Origin of the sequence: Dyadobacter sp. CY351 (assembly GCF_021502625.1) — a bacterium.
Classification (GTDB): domain Bacteria; phylum Bacteroidota; class Bacteroidia; order Cytophagales; family Spirosomataceae; genus Dyadobacter; species Dyadobacter chenhuakuii.
The window spans coordinates 117607-140403 of record NZ_JAKFFU010000007.1; the positions used below are offsets into that span (position 1 = coordinate 117607).

Here is a 22797-nt window from a genome sequence, read left to right on the forward strand (position 1 = left end):
AGAATCAGATCTCATATAATTCAATAGGCAGGTCGTCAGGATCGGCAAAGAATGTAAATTTTTTGCCAGTAAATTCATCCACTCTCACAGCTTCTGTAACAATCCCCTTTTTTCGCAACTGCGCAATCGCCGGTTCAATATCATCCACCTGAAAAGCAATGTGCCGCAAGCCGGTCGACTCGGGCCGCGACGTGCGCTTAGGCGGACTTGGGAAGGAAAATAGCTCGATAATGTATTGCCCGTTGAGCGAAAGATCAAGCTTATAAGAATCCCTTTCTGATCTGTACACCTCTCTTTCAATCTCAAAACCAAGTATATCAGTATAAAAGTGCTTGGATTTGTCGTAATCCGAGCAAATGACGGCAATGTGGTGTACGGCTTTGAGTAGTTTCATGATACAGGAATATAGGGCTCAAATATAGACCGCATATTTTAAATCCTGATAAATATCTTTCGCACGTATAACCAATACAGGATCGCCCATTCCACCAGCAGGATAATTGCACCGCGAACCAACGGCTGGTAATTGGGCCCGAAGAGCAGGTCATAGTTTTGGCTGACATTAATACGGAATGAGCTGTCTATAAAGCTGACAATGGTTTCAGCCATAACGTAGGCCACAATTGAATTGGTGCCTATGACGATAAGCGGGAAGAAGAACCGCTGCTTTTGTTTTACATCAACAATAAAGTAAAATCCAGCCAGGAAAAACATACAAATTCCTCCGCTGAAAAGCGTCCATGCGGGCGTCCATATGCGCTTCACGATGGGGTTAATGCCCGCGAAATTAAGGATCAATGCCAGCGCCAGCAGGATTGCTGCTGTTATAGCGAGGCGTTTGAGCAACCAGGCGGAAGATGTGGCGGATTTGAGCCATTTCCCTGCAATAAGGCCGAGGATCATGGTTCCTAATGTGGGAATGAAACTCAATGTGCTATATCCGCCTCCGTTGAATTTAAATGTTTCGGGGCGTGGAAATAAATTCAGGAACCAGCGATCAAACGCCCACGCAATGTTTGTATTCTTGTTCCAATGTGCGGCAAAGCCTTTAAGGTTGTGCTCCCAGTTGGCAACATTGCCCGTTTCCGACCAGTCGAAATATGGCCCGGGCAGGCTGTATAAGGCGAATGCGAGTCCGTATGCAAGTAATATCCCGCCTAGCGCGCCCCATTGCGTGCGTTCGCCCGTAAAGCCGAGCGCAAACAGGATCGGATAGCCTAAGCCGATCTGGGTTAATGTGTCTTCGAATGTAAAATTGGTTTGCTCACTGTGCATGGAACGCAGGAAAATGCCAAGCAAAATCAACGTCAGCGACCTCCTGAATGTATGCAGCCACATTACAGTCGTACTTTGTTCCCGGCTTGCACGGCTGGCGATAGAGTAGGGAAGTGCCACCCCGACCAAAAACGAGAAAGACGGCTGAATCATGTCGTGCAAGGAGCAGCCTACCCATTCCACATGACTTTGATGATAATCCAGAAATGCCCAAAATGCACTGCCCGGAAAGGCTTCCGCGACTTTTCCCAGCCGCAGTACTTCGGCCATCATCAGGAACATTACAAATCCCCGATAGGCATCGATGGAGGAAACACGTTTCGGCGCGGGTATATACTCTTTCAAATTTTGATGGGTTTAGTCAGAGCATAAAAGAAAAAACCCCGCCGGATATACCCAGCGAGGTTTTTTCAATTGAAATGTGCTTAACTAAACATTCATCTTTTTAAGCTCTTTCACGGCATGGTCGGCCGCACGTGCGGTCATAGCCATGTAGGTAAGCGACGGGTTCACGCAAGATGCGGAAGTCATGAATGCGCCATCCGTTACGTACACATTCTCTGCGCCCCAAACCTGATTGTTCTTATTTAAAACAGAGGTTTTCGGATCATTACCCATCCGGGCTGTGCCCATTTCGTGGATACCAATGCCAGGGTGTTTGGAGTCGTCAATGTATGGTGTAACGTTTTTCAGACCTGCTGCTTCCAGCATTTCCGCTGCATCATTCATCATGTCAACGCGCATTTTCCGCTCGTTTTCACCGTAAGCTGCATCAAAAACCACAAGCGGAAGACCCCATTTATCTTTCTTGGTCGGGTGCAATGTGAAGCGATTTTTTTCATCCGCGATCATCTCTCCAAAACCCTGAATGTTCATATTCCATCCGCCTGGCTCTGAGAGCGACTTCTTGAAATCAGCACCGAAACCGTCCGTTCCGACGCCGCGTCCCCAGCTTTCGCGGCTTGCGCCTCCTTGGTAACCGAAGCCACGAATGTAATCGCGCTTGTCGTCGCCCCAGTTGCGGTAACGTGGGATATAGATTCCGTTTGCACGTCTTCCGAAATAATATTTGTCTTCAAAACCATCCACATCCGCTCTCGCGCCAACTGCCAGGTGATGGTCCATAATGTTACGTCCCAGCTGATCACTTTCATTTCCCAGACCATTCGGGAAACGTTTCGACTTCGAGTTCATTAATATAGAAGCCGAAGCAATAGCCGAAGCGTTCATGAAAATGATCTTCGCATAATATTCCTTGGTTTCCAATGTGTTCTGGTTGATCACACGAACACCTGTTACTTTGCCTAATTTGTCATCGTAAATCACTTCTGAAACGATAGAATCAGGCACTAATGTAAGGTTACCTGTTCTCTGCGCAGCTGGAAGCGTTGCCGATTGTGTGCTGAAATAGGCACCGTAAGGGCAACCGCGCATACACATGTTACGGAACTGACAGGCAGCACGTCCCAGTTCTGTATGGAAAGCTTGTGGCTGGGTAAGGTGCGCGGCGCGGCCCATAATGATGTGGCGGCCTGCAAATTTCTTCTCTACTTCCCCTTTTACATGCTTTTCAACGCAGTTCATTTGCATAGGAGGCAGGTAATTGCCATCCGGCAACACATCCAGTCCATCCTTTGCACCACTGATCCCCGCGAATTTCTCCACGTAATCATACCACGGAGCAATGTCTTTATAACGGATCGGCCAGTCTACCGCGATGCCGTCTTTGGCATTGGCTTCGAAATCCATTGGATTGAGGCGATAGCTTTGACGCCCCCACAGCAGCGAGCGTCCGCCTACGTGATAGGCACGGATCCAGTCGAATTTGCGGGTTTCTTCGTATTGGTTCTCTTTATCGTTTTCAAACAGATACGCCCATTCTTCGTTGGCTGTATAACCTGTCCTGATCCCTGCCCAATATTGCTCTTTGGCAATGGTGGTAACGCGGCCTCTGTGTTCAAATTCCCAGGGGGCAAGTGTTGCTGTCTTGTAATCGGTAATGTGCTTGATGTCACGGCCTCTTTCGAGCATGACCACTTTCAAGCCTTTTTCTGTCAATTCCTTAGCTGCCCAGCCGCCGCTGATTCCCGATCCAACCACGATTGCGTCGTAAGTGGTTTGTTTCGCTGCCTTTATGTTTAAATTCATGATGAATGTTTTTCGATATTAATGACTTGGCCAGATGCCGGCCTGATAAATTCTGGAAATGCGGTGCTTACAAGGCCCACGCTTTTTGTCCCGGCTTGTAATCGATGCATCCATCGTAGCGACCCGGAACTGCCACATATTCAAGTGCTTGTGTTGCACCTTGTTCTGATGTGAAATAACCTAGTAAGGTTAGCTCCTTCAACAAACGGAAGAATGGGACCGGTGCGTCCGTATATTCTTTTCCGGCTTCTGTATACTTTTTCTTTTCCGTGTCCGCCTTGGCCTGATCTGCTTTCGATGCTTTTTCCATTTCGGTCAGGATCGCCGTTCTGTCTTGTGGCGTTGCCTTCATGAAATCTTTCTTTTCGAGCTCTTCCAATCCTTTATTAAAGCTTTTCTGCTCAGGCTCGGAATAGCAATCCTTCATCATTTTTTCGATAAACTCACCGACTTTCGCATCCTTTGCTCCCGGGGTGTCTGTTTTTGGGATAATCATCTCACTAACCTCCGCAACCAGCGCCTGTCTTTCCGGGGTAAACGGAAAAGTAATCCCGGTAGCAGTATCAGAAGCTTTTTTGCAGCTTTCAAGAAAAGCCAGCATGGTGGGGGCTGAGAGTGCACCACCCATTAAAAGTGCCACACGACCAAGGGCATCACGTCTTTTCATTTGATATACTTTATATGATAGGTTAACAATCCAAAATGTAATAATACATTTGATTAATGCAATTTTAAAAAGCCTGCTAATTTATGAAATATTCTCTGTTTACGGGTTCTTAGAACAATTCTATATAATGTAAACAAAGGTTATGTAACTCACTGTCAATGCGTACGGTGATATTAAAAACGCATTAATGTGTACTTTCTTAGCATGGTCAATTTTGGTTGCCGCAACAATGAACGACTTACATTACCATTAAATTGCAACCCCGGATGTCAGAATTATCAAAGCGGCCCATGACATAAAACGAGCCTTCCTTTTCACCGAATCTGCCGAGGTCCTGGGTTTCTATGAATGAGCAGCTATCCAGGTTGGCCAGGTCGATAATGTTAATGCCGCCGGTTTTGGAACTGTTTATATTGTGATCGTAAATCGCAAAAGGATCATTGATATCACGTAGCAAAATACGCATTGAAAATCCTGGCACGAGCAGCCCCGCGCCGTGTGAATAGCCTTGCGAAAGCATTTCGGTCATGCCGTATTCAGAATGGATTTTGTCAACCCCAAGTCTGCCCGTAAGGATGTCATGCACTTCTTCTCTTAAAAGCTCCTGCCGGCGTCCTTTCATGCCGCCAGTATCCATTACCGTAAGTTCTTTGATCTTGGCTAAAAACGAGAGATCGTGGTCGCTCTCGGCCAGGTCCAGCAGGGCAAACGTTACACCCAGCATGAGGACCTTCTTTCCATCGGGGTTGTTTGCGAGAAAAGCGAGCGTTTGAAGCAGTTCATCCACATTTTTAAGGTAAAAACCGGACAAATCTGACCCGCTTTCCGCAATAAAATGTTGCATCATATACACCAGCGAAGAGTTGTTTCGTTCAAGATATGATGGAAGCAGCGCCAGAATATGGAACTGTTTCAGGTCACCAAAATTTTCCCGAAAAATGCGAGCGGAGACGTCCTTGTATAATGTCCCGTCGAACAAATGGTGCTGGCTTGTTTGTTGGCCGGTTGTTCCGCTGCTTTGAAAAATAGCGGAAGCTGCGGGCAGGTCGCCGCTTTGGATAATGTGGTTTTTAAAAAACTGAACGGGCAAAAAGGGAATCTGGGTCAGGCGGGTTATATGCTCCGGGATAATGTTCAGATTTTTGATATACTGATTGTAAACCGGGTTATATGCTGCCTGATAGCGGAAAATTTCCAGTGTAAGGCGCTCGAAATTAGCAGGTTGTAAAGCGAGGATCTGCTCACGCAGGGCCTGCCGTTTTTCGGTTTGAGATTTGTTGTTTTGAAGTTCCAATACTGTTACTTTCGTAGAAATATAAATACAAAGCTAATATGCAATTGAAAGTTTCCCTATTCATCATTTTGGCAGCAGGAGCATTAGGCTGCGTGGATATCCCGGACTTTGATAACACACCCAAAATATATTATAATGGTATCGATCAGTTTACAGAAACTGATTCTGCCGACAAGAAAGTTCGCGAAAATGTAATCATTACCATCGATTTTGAAGACGGTGACGGTGACCTGGGCGCTTCCGCGGATGAACGTTCGGATTCTTCCTTTGTAAGGCCTTACGGAAAATGGGGTAACTATGAGCTTGTCACGGCAAGAAAAGGATCGGATGGCAAATGGACTGAGTCTATTCTTGCCGAAGATCAATACAAATGGATGCCTATCTTGAAACCTGACGGCAAGCCAGGTCCTATCAAAGGAAAGTTAGACTTGAATACAAGTTTTCTATATGGTAACAGCACGGTTCCTGTTTACGTGAGATTTAAAGTGCGTATCCGTGACCGGGCATTGAATGTCAGCGACCAGATCCAGACAGACAGCATTCAGGTCCCAGGTTACCGTTAAGCATTGTTCACACCCTTCAACAGATTGATTATGAAAGTTTCCAGCGCATTATTTCTCTGTATATCAGCCTCATTTACCGCTTGCGTGCCTGCGCCGGATTTCGATTCGGTCCCCAGAATCGAATATGCGTCCATTGATCAATCCACGGAGACAGATCCTGTGACAGGCAAGAAGCTGCGGGAGAATGTCGTGATCACAGTCACTTTTGAAGATAAGGACGGAGATCTGGGAGCGACGGCGGATGAACGTTCTGACGAAAACTTCAATTCCGTATATGGCAAGCGTGGTAATTATGAACTCGTGACGCTTACCAAAAATACCGATGGCTCCTGGGATGAGCGTATTTTGTCCAGTGATTCTGTTATGTGGATGCCTATCCTTAAACCCGACGGTAGGACAGGCCCTATAAAAGGTAAGCTCGATTATGAGCTGAAAAGACCCTATGGGAATTCCTCGATTGATATTGAGCAAAAATACAAGGTCCGGATACGCGACAGGGCATTGCATTACAGCAACCAGGTCGAAACGGACATTGTCACTGTTCCTGGTTATAGATAAAAGCTCTCGCTACTCAATGATATTTGCATTCAACAGGATGCGAAAAGTTGTTCCCCGACCTATTTCGGAGCTTTTGACAAATAGCTTGCCCGAATGGTAATTTTCAATAATCCTTTTGGCTAATGTCAATCCCAATCCCCAGCCACGTTTCTTCGTGCTGAATCCGGGATTGAAAATCTTGTTCATATTAGCCTTGCTCATTCCTTTTCCTGTATCTGCAATATCAATCCAGATTTCTTTGGTGTTAGGCGGTGCTTGAAGAGTCACATTAATCTCGCCGATCCCACCCATCGCATCCACAGCATTTTTGCAGACATTCTCAATGACCCATTCAAACAGGTTTTTATTGATTAATGCCGTCTGCTCATCCGCGAGCTGGTTGAAGACCGAAAATTTCACTTTGGAAGAAACACGTTTTTCCAGGTAACTGATAAAATTTGTCACGATCTCGGTAACAGGCTCTTCCTTCAAAGTGGGCACCGAACCAATGTTTGAAAAGCGGGTAGTAATCATTTCCAGCCGGATCACATCCTTTTCTATCTCTTCTGCGATGGACGGATCAATGCTCGGGTCGCTCCGGAAATATTCCACCCACGCCATTAATGACGAAAGTGGCGTTCCCAGCTGATGCGCAGTTTCTTTAGCCAAACCAACCCAAACACGGTTTTGCTCTGCTTTTCGGGCCGAACTGAACGCCAGATAGGCCAGATAACCAATCAAAAGCATCACCGAAAGCTGCAAAAACGGGTAGTAACGTAGCTGTGTAAGCAGGAATGAATTACTATAATAGATGTTCCCCGTGCGACCCTTGCCCAAATCAACCGGGATTGGTGGATGTTCCAGTTTCATTTCAGCCAGCTTATCCTGAATAATGCGCTCGCGCTCGGCAGGGCCGGCATTTTTCGGGAATTCAATGTTCTTGTTGGGATTAGGGAGATTATTTTCGTTGACATAAATGACCGGGATCTGGTAAAAATTCACCGCATCCTGGATCACCTGGAACACCACATTGAAGTTCTCGTCAAAAGGGCTGTTGAACACATATCGCATTCCCTCCGCATAAAGCTGCACTTCGCGTTCTTCCCGTTGTTCAAGCTCTTCCACCAATTTATCAGTATAAAATAATGATCCGATGCTGAGCAAAAGCAGGATAATGCCAATGATGTATTTATAAAAGCTTTTCTGATCATACGTGTCCATCAGAGAGCGGCGCAGGCGCTGGCTGTTCAGAATGGCAACGGGATGCAGTCGAAAACGAGGCTTTTGTTTTGGAGTTTCGCTAATCATTCATGGGCGGGCACGCATTTCCCGCAGTTAATGTTATATCCTGTAAATAACGTAAAATATTCGTGCTTAGTGGCCTGTAACGAAAGAAATCGGTGTTTGCAGGCGATTGTTATTTGTAAGATTTCTAAATAAACTTCCGGTGCTTTACACACGTTCCTATTGTAAGTTTTGTGCCGTACTTTTGTGTACCGAATAAGAACCAGTGATGTATAATCAGTTCAAATCAATAAGTTTATCACATCGGAATGCGACTCTGGCAATCAGAGAACAGCTTGCATTGAATGAGGCGGAGGCGAAAAGCATGATGCTCAGGCTGAAAGATTTCTTTGATGTTTCCGATGTCCTTGTTGTCTCCACCTGCAACCGCACCGAAATATACTATTCCGCCGCGACGGACCTGAATGAGGAGATCATCAAAATGCTCCTGATCCAAAAAGGCGTTGCTGACATTGAATCGTTCAAATCCTATTTTGAGCGCTTTTCAGCGGGAGAGAGTGCAGTGCAGCATTTATTTCAGGTTGCTACGGGCTTGCAATCGCAGGTTGTGGGGGATATGCAGATTCCAAATCAGATCAAACATGCATATCAGTGGTCGGCAGATCTTAATATGGCCGGGCCGTTCTTACACAGACTTTTACATACCATTTTCTTTGCCAATAAGCGCGTAGCGCAGGAGACTTTCTTCCGGGATGGAGCTGCTTCTATTTCTTATGCAGCCGTAGAATTGCTGGAAGGATTAATGCCAAATCCGAAAGTGCTAATCGTAGGATTGGGCGAGATAGGAGCGGATGTTTGCCGTAACCTGGCCCAGAAAAAAGGAACTGCCGAGGTTACCATCGTAAACCGGTCGAGAGATAAATCTGATAAGCTGGCTGAGGAGCTCGGTTTCCGCGTGGCAGACTTTTCTGACATTGAAGGTGAGATTTCCAGAGCGGATATCATTGTTTCTTCCATCGTTCGCGATGATCCTTTCTTTACCAAGGAAATGATGGTTCGCTTGCGCGGAATGTCTTTCAAATATTTCATTGATCTTTCCGTACCACGCAGCGTTTCGCCGGAAGTAGAAGAAATTCCTGGCGTAATGCTTTATACAATTGATTCCATCCGTTCCAAAGCGGATCAGGCATTGCACCGCCGCCTGGAAGCCGTGCCGCACGTGCGTGAGATTATTGATGAAGCCGTTATTGAATTCAACGACTGGTCCAAAGAAATGGTGGTGTCACCAACCATTCAGAAACTGAAAGGGGCTTTGGAACAGATCAGAAAAGAAGAACTGACGCGTTTTACCAAAAACCTGACGGATTCAGAACTTGAAAAAGTAGAACGCATCACAACGAGCATGATGCAGAAAATCCTGAAACTTCCTGTGCTTCAATTGAAAGCAGCCTGCAAGAGAGGAGAAGCAGAAACGCTCATCGACGTGTTGAATGACCTCTTCAATCTGGAAAAACAAGCGGAAAAGCATTAATCAAGATTTTATATTTTTATGTATATCAAAAAGAAAGGATGGCATTTGCCATCCTTTCTTATGTATTACCTTACCCTCCACAATAATTAATTGTTTCTTATTACATTCCCATTTTCTTGATAAATGGTCCTGCTATTGCCAAAACCTCTTCCATAGTCAAAGGTTCGTCAAATGATTCTGTTACAGCGTCTCTGCTGATGCCCACAACACCTGGTAGCGTAGCAGCGTCCAAACCAGCGTGAACTGTGTTAGACTCAGGCGTTGCGCCTTTATAAACTGCTTCCGGGAAACCTTTATCTTGTGTAATCCAGCCTTTCATCATTGGATCTTTTTTCAGGTGACCGATGATTCTTCTTACCAGTGAAGCGTGACGCGCCTCTACCGAGTGAACCTGCAATGCATATTCAAGGATCTGAGGAGAACCGATCAGGTTTCCTGCCTGTCCTTTGTAAGCACGTACACCGGTGTCTTCCAAAGCAGATGAGATCGTGATGAATGTCATGAAGTTAGTCCATGCATCTGGGAAAGCTCCACCATATGTGAAGTCAAACTGAGGACGATCAACAGCGGCACTTCCCAAAGCAGATTTGAGGAATTCAACGTGTTGTGTTTCGTGTCTTTCGATTTGTGAGAAAACCAATGTGTATTCCGCAGGAATGAAATTGGTCATTCTGTTTGCCTGGAAGTAGAATGTCTCTTCAAGATATTCCAGCGTCAGAGCGAAATTAAGTATATCTGTTACAGATGGCGTAGCGGCATATGCCTTATTTACAATGGAAGCGAAAACGGTTGGGACAGCTGCCGAAGCGAGTGTGCTGCCTACACGATTCATAAACATGCGACGGGTAGAGTGCGCAAGACGCCCTGCTGCATCACCGTCAACTTGTTGAATGCTGTCTAGTATTCTAAAAATATTCATGTCAGTAAGTTTTTTAAAAGTTAGCGTGGCAGATCTTTTCCACTGATTTTATCCATAATAAATGGTGCAACACCGCTCAAAATTACGGACGGAGAATAAGCATTTTCCAAGCCCATATTGTTGATCTGTCCACCTGCGAATTCCAATGCATTCGGGTTGATCAAATCGGCGATTGCAGAAGCGTGTCTTGCTTCAACAGATACGATCTTACCAGCAACAAGCAGATAATTAACGTCCTTAATAAGCTTGCCAGCGCCGTTGTAAGCAGCTACGCCGGTATCTTCAAACAATTTTGCCGCGCCAAGTACACTCTTGCGGTCAGCAAAGTCAATAGCAGAAAAATTAGGAGTAAGGCCTTTGATAGCGTTGCTGCCTAGTGCTGTTTTGAAAAATTCTCTGTGGATGATTTCGTGATCACGAATGTCAGTAAGGATCCATTTTTCCATATCTGTCATGTTCAGATAAGGAGTCATCATTACTTGCGTGTAGAATGCAGCTTCAAGCTGTTCCAATGCATACGCATAGTTCAGGATACCAAGATCACCTGTTCCTAGGTTTACAGTATCGTCGGATGCCAGATCCTGCTCTGTGCAGGCACCAAGGATGAATGCTCCCGTGGCAGCGGCAACGCCCGCAGATCTCAGGAAGTAACGTCTGCCCACTTTTGATAGCATTGCGCCCTCAGAAGGTTCAGAAATTTGAGTTAATGTTTGTTTCATAATCAGGAAAGTGTTTGAAGTTTATTGTGAACCATTTCAGAATTTCCATCCTGGTCCTGGCAGACTTACGCTGCATAAATCTTTATGGATTAAGTATCAGGGAATTATCTTGCAACTTTTAGGAATACTATTTTTTGATTTTGTATTAATCCAATTTAAACGAAGGATATTTGGTATAAACATTGTATTATTTACTTAAAAATATTTTTCATATTCTTTAAAATAAATAAAAAAAAGGGCGCTATGACTAAATAGCGCCCTTTTCTACCATGCTTGATTACAAGCCAAAGCCCAGTGCAAATCCTTTTACAGATCCTGCGAAATCGGAAACTTTCGTTGCGCTTCCGGTGGTCAGGTTAATGGAGTATAGTCCGGTGTTTCCGCCTACCGTAAGCAAAGCGTACGCCATGCCCGTAGTGCCGCCGATATCAAATCCGCTGGCTGCATCTATATCAATGCCCAACGCACCGATTTTTTCGAGACCGCCGTCATTTGGTGGATTTTGTTTGAATAACGAATTCGACTCGCTGTCGATATCATATAGCACCGTGCTGGTTGTGCCTGCAAAGCTGTTTGTATAGGCGGCAGCATTCACGAATGGCGTGCCAGGTCCCGGCACCAATTTCAATGGTCCGTCAAGCAGTGTAATGCCGCTGGTAACATTGATACGCAGATTTTGTCCTGTGTTGCTTACGATGCGCAGCCTGTCAGCAACAGGGTTGAAGTCGAAACCAAAGCTTGTGCCCATTACTTTAAAATTAGGATCACCAAGATAATGCAAAGGAGGAAGCGCTTTTGCAGCAGCTGATGCCAGATCAAGTCCGTACAGTTTTCCATCAGAACCCAGTGCGTGCAAGCGGCCATCAGCAGGACGGAAGTCGATTCCTTCGATGTTAACGCCCATTGGCAAGCCTGTAATCGCTTTTTCGATGCGTGTTCCGGCGTTCATCGGGTTGAAGATCAGCAGCTTGTTGGAAGCATCAACCGCATAAGCAACCGGGCTGGTAGGAATGGCAACGCCAATGATCTTACCGGCAGGCAGATTGCCGATTTTCGAAAGTGCACCTGTCGAAAGATTAATTTCGGCAAGTTCCCAAATGTTGTTCACCTTAACGGATGCAATCGCGTAGTTGTTAACCGAAGAAATATCAAACCCGCCTACATCCTGAATGTCAGTTCCCAACGGGCCAACTTCTTTCAAAACACCGTCATTAGGAGGCATTTGCAGGAAAAGCTTGTCAACGTCCGGATCAATATCGTAAAGCTGTGTAGTTGTTGCACCGGCAACATTGTTTGTATAAGCAGCAGCAGCCACTTTCACATCACTATAACCTTTCAGATAACCATCAAGCGCAGCTAATGCGTTGGTTTCAGGGTGTAAACGCAAATTTTGCGCTGTGTTTGTAACCAGTCTGATGCGGTCAACAGTTGGGTTGAAGTCGAAACCAACCACTTCCGGGCCCGAAATGCCAGGATTAAATGGAACAGGGCTAATAACTGTAACTCTTCCCGGGTTAATGTCGGAGCGGAGATTGACAGTGTAGATGTGATTTTTGTTTCCTACTGCATAAAGCTGGCCTGTGGCAGGGCGGAAATCAATGCTCAATAATTTTTCATCCGGCTCTAATCCTGCGGAGATCGTAAGTGTGCGGATGGGCGTACCTGGGTTTTGTACATTTAGTTCATAAATCTTGTTGTCGCTTGTTAATGCGTAAAAAATCTGGTTAGGAGCGCTCACCAGCGGCACCGGCTGGCTGTCAAGTTGGGTTTGTTCCGTACATGCCTGATTGACGAAGACCAGACCAGCGAGAAGCAGCGAACTGCCCGAGACGGATCGCAAAATTTTAGAGATGTTCATACCATTTGGGTTGAGTGTGACAAGTAATTTGACACACCACATACGACCATCAACCCGATTTAGATCAATCGCATTTAATTAATTTTTAATGCGTATGGGGTCCAATTTAATGGTTTTTTAATGGAGATGGATCAGAGTTGTTATTCTTTGGACATCATGCCGATCATCTTATCCAGGTTGAGGCTCCTGGCCGAAGCGTCAAATATTTCCCTGTAAACGCCCTCTTTCTCATACAGTTCGGTGTGCGTCCCGAACTCTGCGATTCGTCCTTTTTTCATGACATAAATCTGATCCGAATCCAGGATTTGGGAAAGGCTATGCGAAATGATGACAACTGTCCTGCCTTCTTTAATGGCATCCAGACTGTTTTTAATCTGCTCGGTTGCAATGGCGTCAAGGCTGGCTGTGGGTTCGTCGAGGAAAATGACGGGTGGATTTTTCAGAAAAAGTCGTGCAATGGCAATGCGTTGCTGCTGACCGCCTGAAAGCATTTGCGCGTCGGTTTCGTATTGCGCAGGCAACTCCATAATCTGATCGTGCAGATATGCTTTTCGAGCTGCGGCGATCAACTCTTCCTGGGTTGCGTTCATTTGCCCATAACGGATATTTTCCGCAATAGACCCTTTAAAAATGTGGTTTTTCTGTAAAACCATTCCGATGGAGTTGCGCAATGCGGGCAGATCATAATCTTCCAGAGGACGCCCGTCCAGCGTAAGCGTGCCGGAATCCGGCGCATAAAAACCAATGAGTAAGTTGATTAATGTACTTTTTCCAGCTCCCGACAACCCGACCAGCGCAGTCGTTTGCCCGGATTTAATGTTGACATTGATATTAAACAATGCTTGAGTGCCATTCGGATAAGTAAAGGAAACATCGTTCAAGGCATAATCGCCGCGGATCGTCTCGGGAATAACCTTTCCACTTTGTTCAACTGCATTATCGGCGTCCAGTATTTCAAAAAAGCCTTCGGAATAGGTCAATGCGTCGTTCATCTCATCGTAGATCCGGTGCAGCTGGCGGATAGGGGCTGAAACATTATTGAAAAGCAGGATATGGAACATAATCGCCCCGATGGACATCTGCTGATCCAGCACAAGATAGGCCGTAAGAATGATGATCAGCACGACGCCGATTTGCTCGATAAAGCTTTTAATGCCGTCGTAGGCAAAGTTGGTGCGGCGCGTTTTGAGCTGCGTCTCCATTAGCTCCATCTGAGTCTGATACTGCTTTTGCCCCTCAAATATTTCCCTTACAAATGATTTGATGACAATGATAGACTCGATCAGGTTGATGAGTCCGCTGCTTTTATTCTCTCGTTGCCTTTTCAGTTTGCGCCTTACGCCCTGCAATTCGCCCGCCTGCTTGTAACTGATCCAGAAGTAAACCGGTAAGATCGCAAGGGCAATCGCTCCGACATAAAAATTGGCAGAGAACATGATCGCAAGCGCAACGATGGAATTGGCAAAAAGCGGGAGAATGTCAATAAAAAAGTTCTGAATCAGTTTGGTAAGGCTTTCCACACCACGGTCGATGCGGGTTTGCAGCTTACCTTTCTGATTGTCATTGTCGCTGTAAAAGGCGAGGTTATAGGTGAGGATTCTGCTGATGGCTTCCTGAGCGAGATCGCTGGACACCTTAATCCTGATTTTTTCACCAAAATAACGCTGGCCAAAAACGATGAGCGAGTTAACAATTTCCTTTACAAAAAGAATGAGGGAAATCTTGATCAGCAAATCCTTACCTTGAATGATGCCCCAGTTTCTGTCGAGCATTGCCTGCACGGAATCCACTGTATAACGCAAAACCCAGGGGTTAACCTGGGCAGTCACCGCGCCAAGCAGTGTAAGGAAGAGCGCGAAAACGATTTGTTTGTTATACGGCTTTACGTAAGGCTGCAGGCGCTGGAATATTTGCCAGATACTCATAGTGAATGTTCGGGGAAGCTAATTAGATTCATTTCAGGAGTTATCCCAATAACTATGCCCTACTTTTTGCCGGAGCGCTTGATAGGGCGTCCGTATTTCTGCATTTTTTCCTGCGCGTGATTTCTTCTGACGTTTACCTTCTTATTCTTATCTATCTTTTCGTGAAATGCACCGCCGCCTGCTTCTCTTTTGGGCAGCTTCACATCAATGCTCTTCATGTAGATCTGCGGCTCTTCATCCGGCGTAAGGATTTCTGATATTTTAAGGTTTTCGGGAAGATCTGCGATCGGGATCTGGTAATTCATCAACTCCTCGATCTGCTCCTGGCGTTCTTTTTCACCTTCTGTAATAAAGGAAATGGCTACGCCTTTTTTATCCGCGCGACCAGTCCGGCCGATGCGATGAATGTAATTTTCAGGGATTTCCGGAATGTCAAAATTGAAAACGTGGGAAACTTCTGCAACGTCCAATCCACGCGCAATGATGTCTGTGGCGATCAGAACGCGATAATTACCTTCGTGAAATTGCTTAACAGTGTTAAATCTGTGATTTTGTTCCTTGTTGGAGTGGATGACACCTATCTTGTTCAGGTAACCCATTTCCAGTTGTCCGAAGAGCTGGTCGGCCAGCTTTTTAGTTGCAACAAACACCAGCACCTTGGTCATATCCGGATTTTCTTCCAGCAGCAGATCCAGCAGGTTTACTTTGGTATAAAAGTTCGGAACGTAATATGCTTTCTGTTCAATGTTTTCCAATGGTGTACCAACAGGTGCTGCTTCAATTCTTACCGGGTTATTAAAGTAAGTCTGCATTAATGCTTCAACCTCCGGCGTTAATGTCGCGGAAAAGAGCAGGTTCTGGCGTTTTTGCGGCAGGAGGTCAAGAATATTTTTTAGCTGCGTACGAAAGCCCAGGTTGAGCATTTCGTCCACTTCATCAATCACGAGTTTCTTAATCGCTTTCGTTTTGAGCGAGCCATTCAATGCCAGGTCGAAAAGCCGGCCGGGTGTAGCGACAACAACGTCTGCCCCGTTTTTCAGCTCAGCCATTTGTACTTTAATATTGCCACCGCCATATGCCCCTACGACCTGCAATGTCAGGTATGCGCTCAGTTTTTTCACCTCTTCCACCACTTGCACCACAAGCTCGCGGGTAGGAACCAGGATCAGCAATTGTGGGAGGCGATCTTTGGAAAACTCGATTTGCCGGAGGGTAGGAAGCAGATAGGCGAAAGTCTTTCCAGTTCCGGTTTGCGCAATCCCGCATACATCTTTCCCAGACATCATTACTGAAAAAACCTTGTGCTGGATCGTTGTCGGCGTTTCGTAATTCAGATCAGCGAGGGCCTGTAATAGAGGTTTGGTGAGATTTAATTCTTCAAAAGTCATAACAATGATTATAATAAAGCACAAAGTTACGCCTAATCTGCGGTTAGCGCGGCATCATTTGCCGGTATAAAGGGCAACACCAAAAAAAGAACCAGATGGATGATCCCATCTGGTTCTTTTAAATATGGCTAAATAGCTTGGCTAATTAACGCGTCCTCAATCTGCCGGTGTTGCTGTTGTAAGTTCCTAGCGGAAAGCTAAGACCAGCATTGATTCCGAAATTTTGGTTCTTCACATTGGTGTTGCCATCTTTGGTTACATCAATAAGGCCTAATCCATAACGTGCGTCCAGGTTCAGCCAGATTTTTTCTTGCAGACGAATGTTAATCCCTGCTCCGAAAGTCAACCCAAGGTCAAATGGAGAATAAACGCGGTTGTTGGAATCGCCATTCAGGTTATTTCCGTCTTTGTCCCGTGCGCCTACTAGAAAGTTAAGGCTTGGTCCCAGGAAAATTTTCGGCCGAACTTTGTCACCATATTGTCCGAAGAAGAATGTTGCCAGCAACGGAGCCTGAATGTAGTTCAGGTTAAGCTCATTTGTCTTGTTGTTGTTCTGAGCGCCCATTTGCGTAAACAAGAGCTGTCCGCTAAATCCAAAGCCGGATTCTGAACTGTAATTGTAGAAACCACCGACCGTTATGCCCGGTTTCCAATCCGTATTAGCAACGTCTCCCCTGAAATTAGCGATGGAAACCCCAACAATAGGTCCAATGGAAACATTCTCTTGTGCTTGTGCCTGCGTTACAAACAATGTAACCGCAAGTAATAGAATAATACAATTTTTCATCTGAGTAGGTTAAATATACATTTGCTGCAAAACAACAAAACATGTACCAACACGAATGAAAAAACGCCCGCCAGTCAATGTGCTCATTGCAAGCGCAATGTTCGTATATTTATATTTAGACTAAACTCTGAACCGGGGAATTACCTCTACAACTGTATACGTTACCCTCAAAAATCGGCTGATTCACTTATTAGTCTTCTTCTTCATCAAGGAAAGACTGGCCAGGTATCTGATAGGTTTTCAGATAGGCTTTAAGTTGTGAAGGCACCTTCCAGTTTTTGATCACATTACGGATGTTTTTTATCTCCGCTTTCATCTCATTCACATTGGTGTTGAACTTGACGATTACGGTCGTAAGAGAATTGGCATGCTGGAATGGCAATCCGCAAACGGCTGAGATCTTCTTCTGAATGGCTTCTTTGACCAGTTCCAGTTCCTCTACTTGCTGTTTAAGCACCTTATTATAGTAGTTGAGCTGGTTTTTACTCAAATTTTCCAGTTGATCCTGATCAATCCTATCCAGCGCGATCTGTAATTTCAGAAGTTTCAGCAAGTTATTTTCCTGATATGCCTGCGTCACCTGTTGCATAATGTCCGTTCTGCGCAACTTTTCCGCTTCGTCCTTTTCCAGGTCCGGGTGAAAAGCTTTTACCAGGTCCATATAGACGGTCCGCACCGACTTCGTCGTTTTCTGCTGTTCTGCGTTTTGTTTTGCTTCCAGTATGCGCTTGTTAAGCCGTTCTTCGCGTTGCTCTGCTTTAATGCGCTGTTGTTCTTCCTCGGGAAGGTCATGGAAGTTTTCGTACTCGACGGGCTCCTGCGCAGACTTACTTTCTATCAAAAATGCCGGGTCCGTAATTTTTTCGGATTTTGCCCTTTCCGCTGCAAGCAGGACTTCAATGTCAACCGCACTGTATTTATTGAAAACCGGCTTCAAATCATCGAACCCGTAATGTGCGATGAGGTCATAAGCACTTTCAGTGATCAGGTAAGCGAGTTTATCCTGGTAAATTTTCCTGAAAAGATCGGCGGAATATGTTCGGTCCATAATGTGAACAATCTCCGCGCGGAATTCCTGATATTCTCTGACCAATGGGTCGAGATCCGTGGGAATTCGCTGGATCATCTGGTCATAAGCGCTTTCCAGCTCGGGGATCAGGCGATCCAGTTCTTCTATTTTTTCGGACAGCTGGTTAAACTCTTTCTGTCTTTTATTCAAGACATTTTTCCGCTCATTAATATGTAAGATAGCAGTTTCGGGCATGGAGGTAATTTTATGGAAAAATTTGCGATCAAAAGCCTAACTCCTGATAGGAAATCATGATGATCGCAATGACTGCCAATAGAAGTCCAAATTTGTTAAGTTGGTTCAGTCTTTCGCGGTAAATCAGCCAGGCGGCACCCGCAGATACCAGCATGGTCAGAATGTTGTAGATCGGGAACACGAAAGCGGCGCTGTTGCTGAATGATGCAAGCGCGAGCAGCAGGAAATAAAGGGAAAGAAAATTAGGAACTCCCAGAATGAATCCTCCCAAAATGCTCCGCCAATGTAATTTCTCACCACTAACCAAAACCCGGAAAAGCAAAATGACTGACCCGATAAGGATAGCCCCCGAGCAGGCAATTATCATAAACAGCGTGGTTTCGCCGGCTGCATAATACTTTACCGACAAGTAATTGATCAATGTGTTGTTGGTTCCGGCGGCAAGAAAAGTGAGCAGGGGAAGGATCAGCAACAATCTCGCCCTTGAAACCGAATTTGCAGACGAGGTGGTTGTAGCGGAGGCAGCGTCTTTATTATTTTGCTGAATTGCGCCTAATGCTAGTGCTGCAAGTGCAATAACAAGCCCGGCATAGTTGACGACAGTGAATTCCTTATTGTTGTTTTGAAATACAAACAGACCAAAAAGCACAGGGATAACGAGCGACATATTGCCGGCCAGCGACGTAGCGGTGACGCTCACCTTTTGCGCAGTAAGCCCTATCAGCATAAATGTGACCACAAACATTCCGCCCAACGCCAGGGTTACCAGCGTTCCTTCCGAATTCCAGATCACATTCCTGAACAGGCCCAAGTCCGGCGTGAGCACCAGCCCGGTAAGCACGCATGCATAGTAATTGAACACAACTGCATGGAAAGAATGCACTTTATAGCGCGGAAACGCGCGCATAATCAGGTAAAGGGCAACGGTGAAGAGGACCGACAGCAGGAAATAAAGCATGAGCAGTTTCTAGCGCTTTTGATAAAGAACCTCGTCAATCACGCGCGGGTAATTTTCGTGTTCCAATGCATGGATCTTATTTGCCACATCGTCCGAAGTGTCGGTAGGAGCAACGGGGCAGGTGGCTTGGAAAATTACGTTTCCTTCGTCATAATTTTCGTTCACATAATGGATCGTAATGCCGGATTCGGACTCTTTTGCGTTCACAACCGCTTCGTGGACAAACTGCCCGTACATGCCTTTCCCGCCGTATTTAGGGAGTAAAGCGGGATGAATGTTGATGATTTTGTTAGGGAAAGCTTCCACCAGCAAGGCAGGAACCAATAGCATGAAACCTGCAAGCACGACCAGATCAATTCTTTCATTTTGCAGAATTTGAAGCACTTTGCGTGTGTCGTAGAATGTCTTTTTATCGAAAAAAACAACAGGGATCTGCAACTTACAAGCCCTCTTGATTACACCGGCCTGAGGATTGTTGGTGAAAATCAGTGACACTTCTACATCTTGCCGCTCAGCAAAATATTCAGCGATTTTTTCCGCATTTGATCCGGATCCGGAGGCGAAGATGGCAAGTCGTTTCATTGTCGTCAAGAATTAATTATTCGTAATGTAGTGTCAAAATTCTTTGGCAAATTTATAAAAAGAACGGCTCACGGTAGATGACCGGAAGCCGTACCCAAAGAATAATAAGTTAAATGTTTGAGTCTCAATACATTTTAGTGAGTTCGCTGCGCCCGATCAGCTTGCCTTTACGATAAGTTTCCGTTTTCAAATCCCAGGCAACGCCGGGTGCGCGGTAGGAAATACTTTCCATTTCCATTTTTACAGGAAAGCCCATTCTCATTTCAAAACTCAGATCTGATTTGATCTTGTAGGCATCAAATGTTCCGGCTGGCAGCGTAAGTTTTTCCTGGCCGGTAACATTTCGGTTTTTTATCATCATATCAAAATTCACTGCCATAGGCCCCGACTGACCATTTCCTTTCACAGACGCATCTTTTAATTTATCCCCGACATTGTATTTGGTCGGATATTCAATGTTTTCGTAGGTAAATTTCATTTCCATATTCTGGAATGATTTGAGTTGCTCCTGGCTGATGAGCGATTTGGCGTCCATGCTGATCACATTTCCGTCGCATTTCATTTTATAAACGTTTTTCAGCTCCGACTTGCCCTTAGGATTCATTGCTTCCATTTCAATGTTGAAAACCGTAAAAGCGCCCTCTGTCGAAACGTCCAGGATCTTGTAAATGATCTTTCCAGTTTCCTTTCCCTTCCCATCGTAGTTCATCATCTCAAATCCGCTGCCTTGCTTTAATACAAGACCGCCGCAGTCCTGGGCAATGGATTTTGTTTGGATAAAAAAGAGCAGCAGCAGGCTCCACAACAGCAGTTTTTTCATGAATGTAACTTGGATACGTGATTTAGTTTGCGGTAAACAAAGATAGTCCCCGCTGCCAGAAATCCACTTTTTGTTTGGAATATTGATTTTACGGTAAGGCGCTATGCCCAAACCATCGTAATGAGGCCAAGCAGCATAATGATCTTGCACAGGCTGCTGATACGCTTGAAATCACGACGTGTATCCGCCCGAGCCAGGCTTGCCGTAAGCAGGGCAATGGGGATCAAAAGGAGAAAGAATAAAATGATCAGTACATTATTGTCCAGCGCCCGCGCCATTACAAATAAAGTGGTAACGAACATTAAAAGAATCACATACAGGAAGTTTTTGGTCTGGCGGATGCCCCATATGATAGGCAATGTGCGGCAGCCATGCGCTTCGTCGCCCTTGATGTCTTCCATGTCCTTCACAATTTCACGGACGAGGGAAATAAAGAAAGAGAAAACCGCATAAATGAACACCAAATGGCGATTTGCCGGAAAATGGACTGTAAGGATCAGCAGAGAGAAACCGGTAAGCAGGGAAACGATAAAGTTGCCTATAAAAGGAAGTCGCTTATAACGCTCGGAATAAAACCAGAGTAATGTAATTGAGAAAACATTGATCACAAATATATAGGGACTGACCACAAGCCCCAACACTGCGCCTAAAACATTAAGGATCTGATGCGCGCCCATTGCCCAGCGCCGTTTCAGATATCGCCCCACGACAACACGTTCGGGTTTGTTTACAATGTCGATTTTTATGTCAAAATAATCATTGATAATGTAGCCCGCTGCGGCGATGCAGACTGTGGAAAGCGATAGGAAGAACATATCCGCATTCGCGATGATGCTGCGCCATTCGTCGCGGGGGCCTATGAGGAGAATGCGTGTAAAATACTGCGTTACGACCACAATCACCAGATTGGTCATACGGACCAGACGGGCACTTCCGGTAATGTAATCCCATAAAGTAATTTTTGGTCTGGCAGACACATTCATGGAGGCTAACTCTGGAAACAGAAGGTTTAGGGAATAAAATTATTCATTTTATCCCATTAACGACAAATCTCAACATCTTTATCCATTTTGGGGATAAAAAATGGATCATTTGTTGTTAGGCTAAAAGATCTGTTATTACAGCAGCTCGCCCGAGTGCGACTTTCAACTTTTTAAATAGCATTATGAAAATTGGTATTGTATGCTATCCTACCTTCGGTGGAAGCGGAGTGGTAGCTACCGAACTTGGCAAAGCACTTGCGAAAGTGGGACATCAGGTTCATTTTATTACATATTCGCAGCCTCAAAGACTCGACTTCTTCAATGAAAATCTTTACTATCACGAAGTAAATATCCCGGCTTACCCGCTGTTTCAATACCCGCCTTACGAATCTGCATTGTCCAGTGAAATGGTCCATGTGGCTGCAAGTGCCAATCTGGATCTGCTGCATGTGCATTATGCAATCCCGCACGCGTCGTCCGCGTATCTCGCGAAGCAGATCTTGGCGCAGCAAGGCATTCACATTCCGGTAATCACGACATTGCATGGGACAGACATTACATTGGTTGGTAAAGACGAATCTTACGAGCCGGTTGTAACATTCAGCATTAACCAGTCCGACGGCATAACAGCTGTTTCGGAATCGTTGAAAAAAGATACTTACGCACATTTCGCGATTACAAAAGATATTGAAGTGATCCCGAATTTCATTGATCTGGACCGTTTCAATCGTCAGAAAAAAGAGCATTTCAAATTAGCGATCTGTCCGAACAACGAAAAACTGATTGTTCATACATCCAATTTCAGGAAAGTAAAGCGGATCGATGATGTGATCATGATATTTGAAAAGCTGCGTAAAATATTGCCAAGCAAACTTTTATTGGTCGGCGATGGCCCGGACCGGCAACGCATCGAACGCATGTGTAAAGACCTGGATATGCTTTCGGATGTAAGGTTTTTGGGTAAACTGGATGCAATCGAAGAAGTGCTTTCCGTGGCGGATTTATTTTTAATGCCTTCTGAATCAGAAAGTTTTGGTTTGGCGGCTTTGGAAGCACTGGCTTGTGAAGTTCCTTTAATAACCTCAAACGCCGGAGGGCTTCCCGAGTTGAACCTGCACGGCATTACCGGATTTCTGAGTGATGTTGGCGATGTGGATGATATGGTGAAACATGCAGCTTACATCCTGGATGATGCGAATTTGCCAACATTCAAAGCGAACGCACTGGCGCGGGCAAAAGATTTTGATATAGCCAAGATACTTCCTCATTATGAAGCTTATTATGAGAAAGTTGTCGAAAATAGCAAAGCAGTAGCGATATAGGTATGGTATTTT

The 22797-nt window shown here is 45.3% G+C and carries 21 protein-coding genes; 4 read left to right on the forward strand and 17 right to left on the reverse strand.

Annotated elements, in window-relative coordinates; all coding sequences use genetic code 11:
- Window positions 1–4 precede the first annotated feature (4 nt).
- From L0660_RS14795 to L0660_RS14815, 5 genes are all read right to left on the reverse strand, one after another.
- Complete coding sequence (locus L0660_RS14795) at window positions 5–394, reverse strand: VOC family protein (RefSeq protein ID WP_235160159.1); 390 nt, start codon at window positions 392–394, stop codon at window positions 5–7.
- Window positions 395–432: 38 nt separating this feature from the next.
- Complete coding sequence (locus L0660_RS14800) at window positions 433–1620, reverse strand: DUF5009 domain-containing protein (RefSeq protein WP_255711049.1); 1188 nt, start codon at window positions 1618–1620, stop codon at window positions 433–435.
- Window positions 1621–1704: 84 nt separating this feature from the next.
- On the reverse strand, window positions 1705–3423 hold the full coding sequence (locus L0660_RS14805; RefSeq protein ID WP_233797747.1) for an FAD-dependent oxidoreductase: 1719 nt from the start codon (window positions 3421–3423) through the stop codon (window positions 1705–1707).
- Between the two features lie 67 nt (window positions 3424–3490).
- Window positions 3491–4090, reverse strand: a complete 600-nt coding sequence (locus tag L0660_RS14810) for a gluconate 2-dehydrogenase subunit 3 family protein (protein WP_233797748.1) — start codon at window positions 4088–4090, stop codon at window positions 3491–3493.
- Window positions 4091–4328: 238 nt separating this feature from the next.
- Window positions 4329–5384, reverse strand: a complete 1056-nt coding sequence (locus tag L0660_RS14815) for an acyl transferase (protein ID WP_235160160.1) — start codon at window positions 5382–5384, stop codon at window positions 4329–4331.
- A 38-nt stretch (window positions 5385–5422) separates the two neighbouring features.
- Between L0660_RS14815 and L0660_RS14820 the strand changes: the two genes are divergently transcribed.
- On the forward strand, window positions 5423–5947 hold the full coding sequence (locus L0660_RS14820) for a hypothetical protein (RefSeq protein ID WP_233797750.1): 525 nt from the start codon (window positions 5423–5425) through the stop codon (window positions 5945–5947).
- 30 nt (window positions 5948–5977) lie between these two features.
- A complete protein-coding gene (locus L0660_RS14825) occupies window positions 5978–6505 on the forward strand; it encodes a hypothetical protein (protein ID WP_235160161.1) in 528 nt (175 codons plus the stop codon).
- A 9-nt stretch (window positions 6506–6514) separates the two neighbouring features.
- Here L0660_RS14825 and L0660_RS14830 read toward each other — a convergent pair whose 3' ends face one another.
- Entirely contained in the window at window positions 6515–7792 is a 1278-nt protein-coding gene (locus tag L0660_RS14830) for a PAS domain-containing sensor histidine kinase (RefSeq protein ID WP_233797752.1), read from the reverse strand.
- A 205-nt stretch (window positions 7793–7997) separates the two neighbouring features.
- On the opposite strand from L0660_RS14830, the gene hemA reads away from it, so the two are divergent.
- Window positions 7998–9260 carry a glutamyl-tRNA reductase gene (gene hemA, locus L0660_RS14835; protein WP_026629936.1) on the forward strand — a complete coding sequence of 421 codons (1263 nt, stop codon included), beginning with the start codon at window positions 7998–8000 and terminating at the stop codon, window positions 9258–9260.
- A gap of 100 nt (window positions 9261–9360) precedes the next feature.
- On the opposite strand, the gene L0660_RS14840 is transcribed toward hemA, so the two are convergent.
- From L0660_RS14840 to L0660_RS14890, 11 genes are all read right to left on the reverse strand, one after another.
- Window positions 9361–10179 (reverse strand): ferritin-like domain-containing protein, encoded by an 819-nt coding sequence (locus L0660_RS14840; RefSeq protein WP_233797753.1) that lies wholly within the window; start codon window positions 10177–10179, stop codon window positions 9361–9363.
- A gap of 20 nt (window positions 10180–10199) precedes the next feature.
- Entirely contained in the window at window positions 10200–10898 is a 699-nt protein-coding gene (locus L0660_RS14845; RefSeq protein WP_233797754.1) for a ferritin-like domain-containing protein, read from the reverse strand.
- Between the two features lie 277 nt (window positions 10899–11175).
- A complete protein-coding gene (locus L0660_RS14850; RefSeq protein ID WP_235160162.1) occupies window positions 11176–12756 on the reverse strand; it encodes a DUF4394 domain-containing protein in 1581 nt (526 codons plus the stop codon).
- A 140-nt stretch (window positions 12757–12896) separates the two neighbouring features.
- Window positions 12897–14681 (reverse strand): ABC transporter ATP-binding protein, encoded by a 1785-nt coding sequence (locus tag L0660_RS14855; protein ID WP_235160163.1) that lies wholly within the window; start codon window positions 14679–14681, stop codon window positions 12897–12899.
- A gap of 59 nt (window positions 14682–14740) precedes the next feature.
- Window positions 14741–16069, reverse strand: coding sequence for a DEAD/DEAH box helicase (locus L0660_RS14860; protein WP_233797757.1), 1329 nt, complete (start codon window positions 16067–16069; stop codon window positions 14741–14743).
- 145 nt (window positions 16070–16214) lie between these two features.
- Window positions 16215–16856 carry a porin family protein gene (locus tag L0660_RS14865; protein ID WP_235160164.1) on the reverse strand — a complete coding sequence of 214 codons (642 nt, stop codon included), beginning with the start codon at window positions 16854–16856 and terminating at the stop codon, window positions 16215–16217.
- Between the two features lie 190 nt (window positions 16857–17046).
- Window positions 17047–18120: a hypothetical protein gene (locus tag L0660_RS14870; protein ID WP_235160165.1), complete on the reverse strand. Its 1074-nt coding sequence runs from the start codon at window positions 18118–18120 to the stop codon at window positions 17047–17049.
- A gap of 28 nt (window positions 18121–18148) precedes the next feature.
- Window positions 18149–19078 carry a hypothetical protein gene (locus L0660_RS14875; RefSeq protein WP_235160166.1) on the reverse strand — a complete coding sequence of 310 codons (930 nt, stop codon included), beginning with the start codon at window positions 19076–19078 and terminating at the stop codon, window positions 18149–18151.
- A 9-nt stretch (window positions 19079–19087) separates the two neighbouring features.
- Window positions 19088–19660: a phosphoribosylglycinamide formyltransferase gene (gene purN / locus L0660_RS14880; protein ID WP_235160167.1), complete on the reverse strand. Its 573-nt coding sequence runs from the start codon at window positions 19658–19660 to the stop codon at window positions 19088–19090.
- Between the two features lie 124 nt (window positions 19661–19784).
- Entirely contained in the window at window positions 19785–20480 is a 696-nt protein-coding gene (locus L0660_RS14885; RefSeq protein ID WP_235160168.1) for a hypothetical protein, read from the reverse strand.
- Between the two features lie 101 nt (window positions 20481–20581).
- Complete coding sequence (locus L0660_RS14890; RefSeq protein ID WP_235160169.1) at window positions 20582–21463, reverse strand: geranylgeranylglycerol-phosphate geranylgeranyltransferase; 882 nt, start codon at window positions 21461–21463, stop codon at window positions 20582–20584.
- A gap of 182 nt (window positions 21464–21645) precedes the next feature.
- Here L0660_RS14890 and bshA point away from each other — a divergent pair, with 182 nt between their 5' ends.
- Window positions 21646–22785 (forward strand): N-acetyl-alpha-D-glucosaminyl L-malate synthase BshA, encoded by a 1140-nt coding sequence (bshA, locus tag L0660_RS14895; RefSeq protein WP_235160170.1) that lies wholly within the window; start codon window positions 21646–21648, stop codon window positions 22783–22785.
- The last annotated feature ends 12 nt before the right edge of the window (window positions 22786–22797 follow it).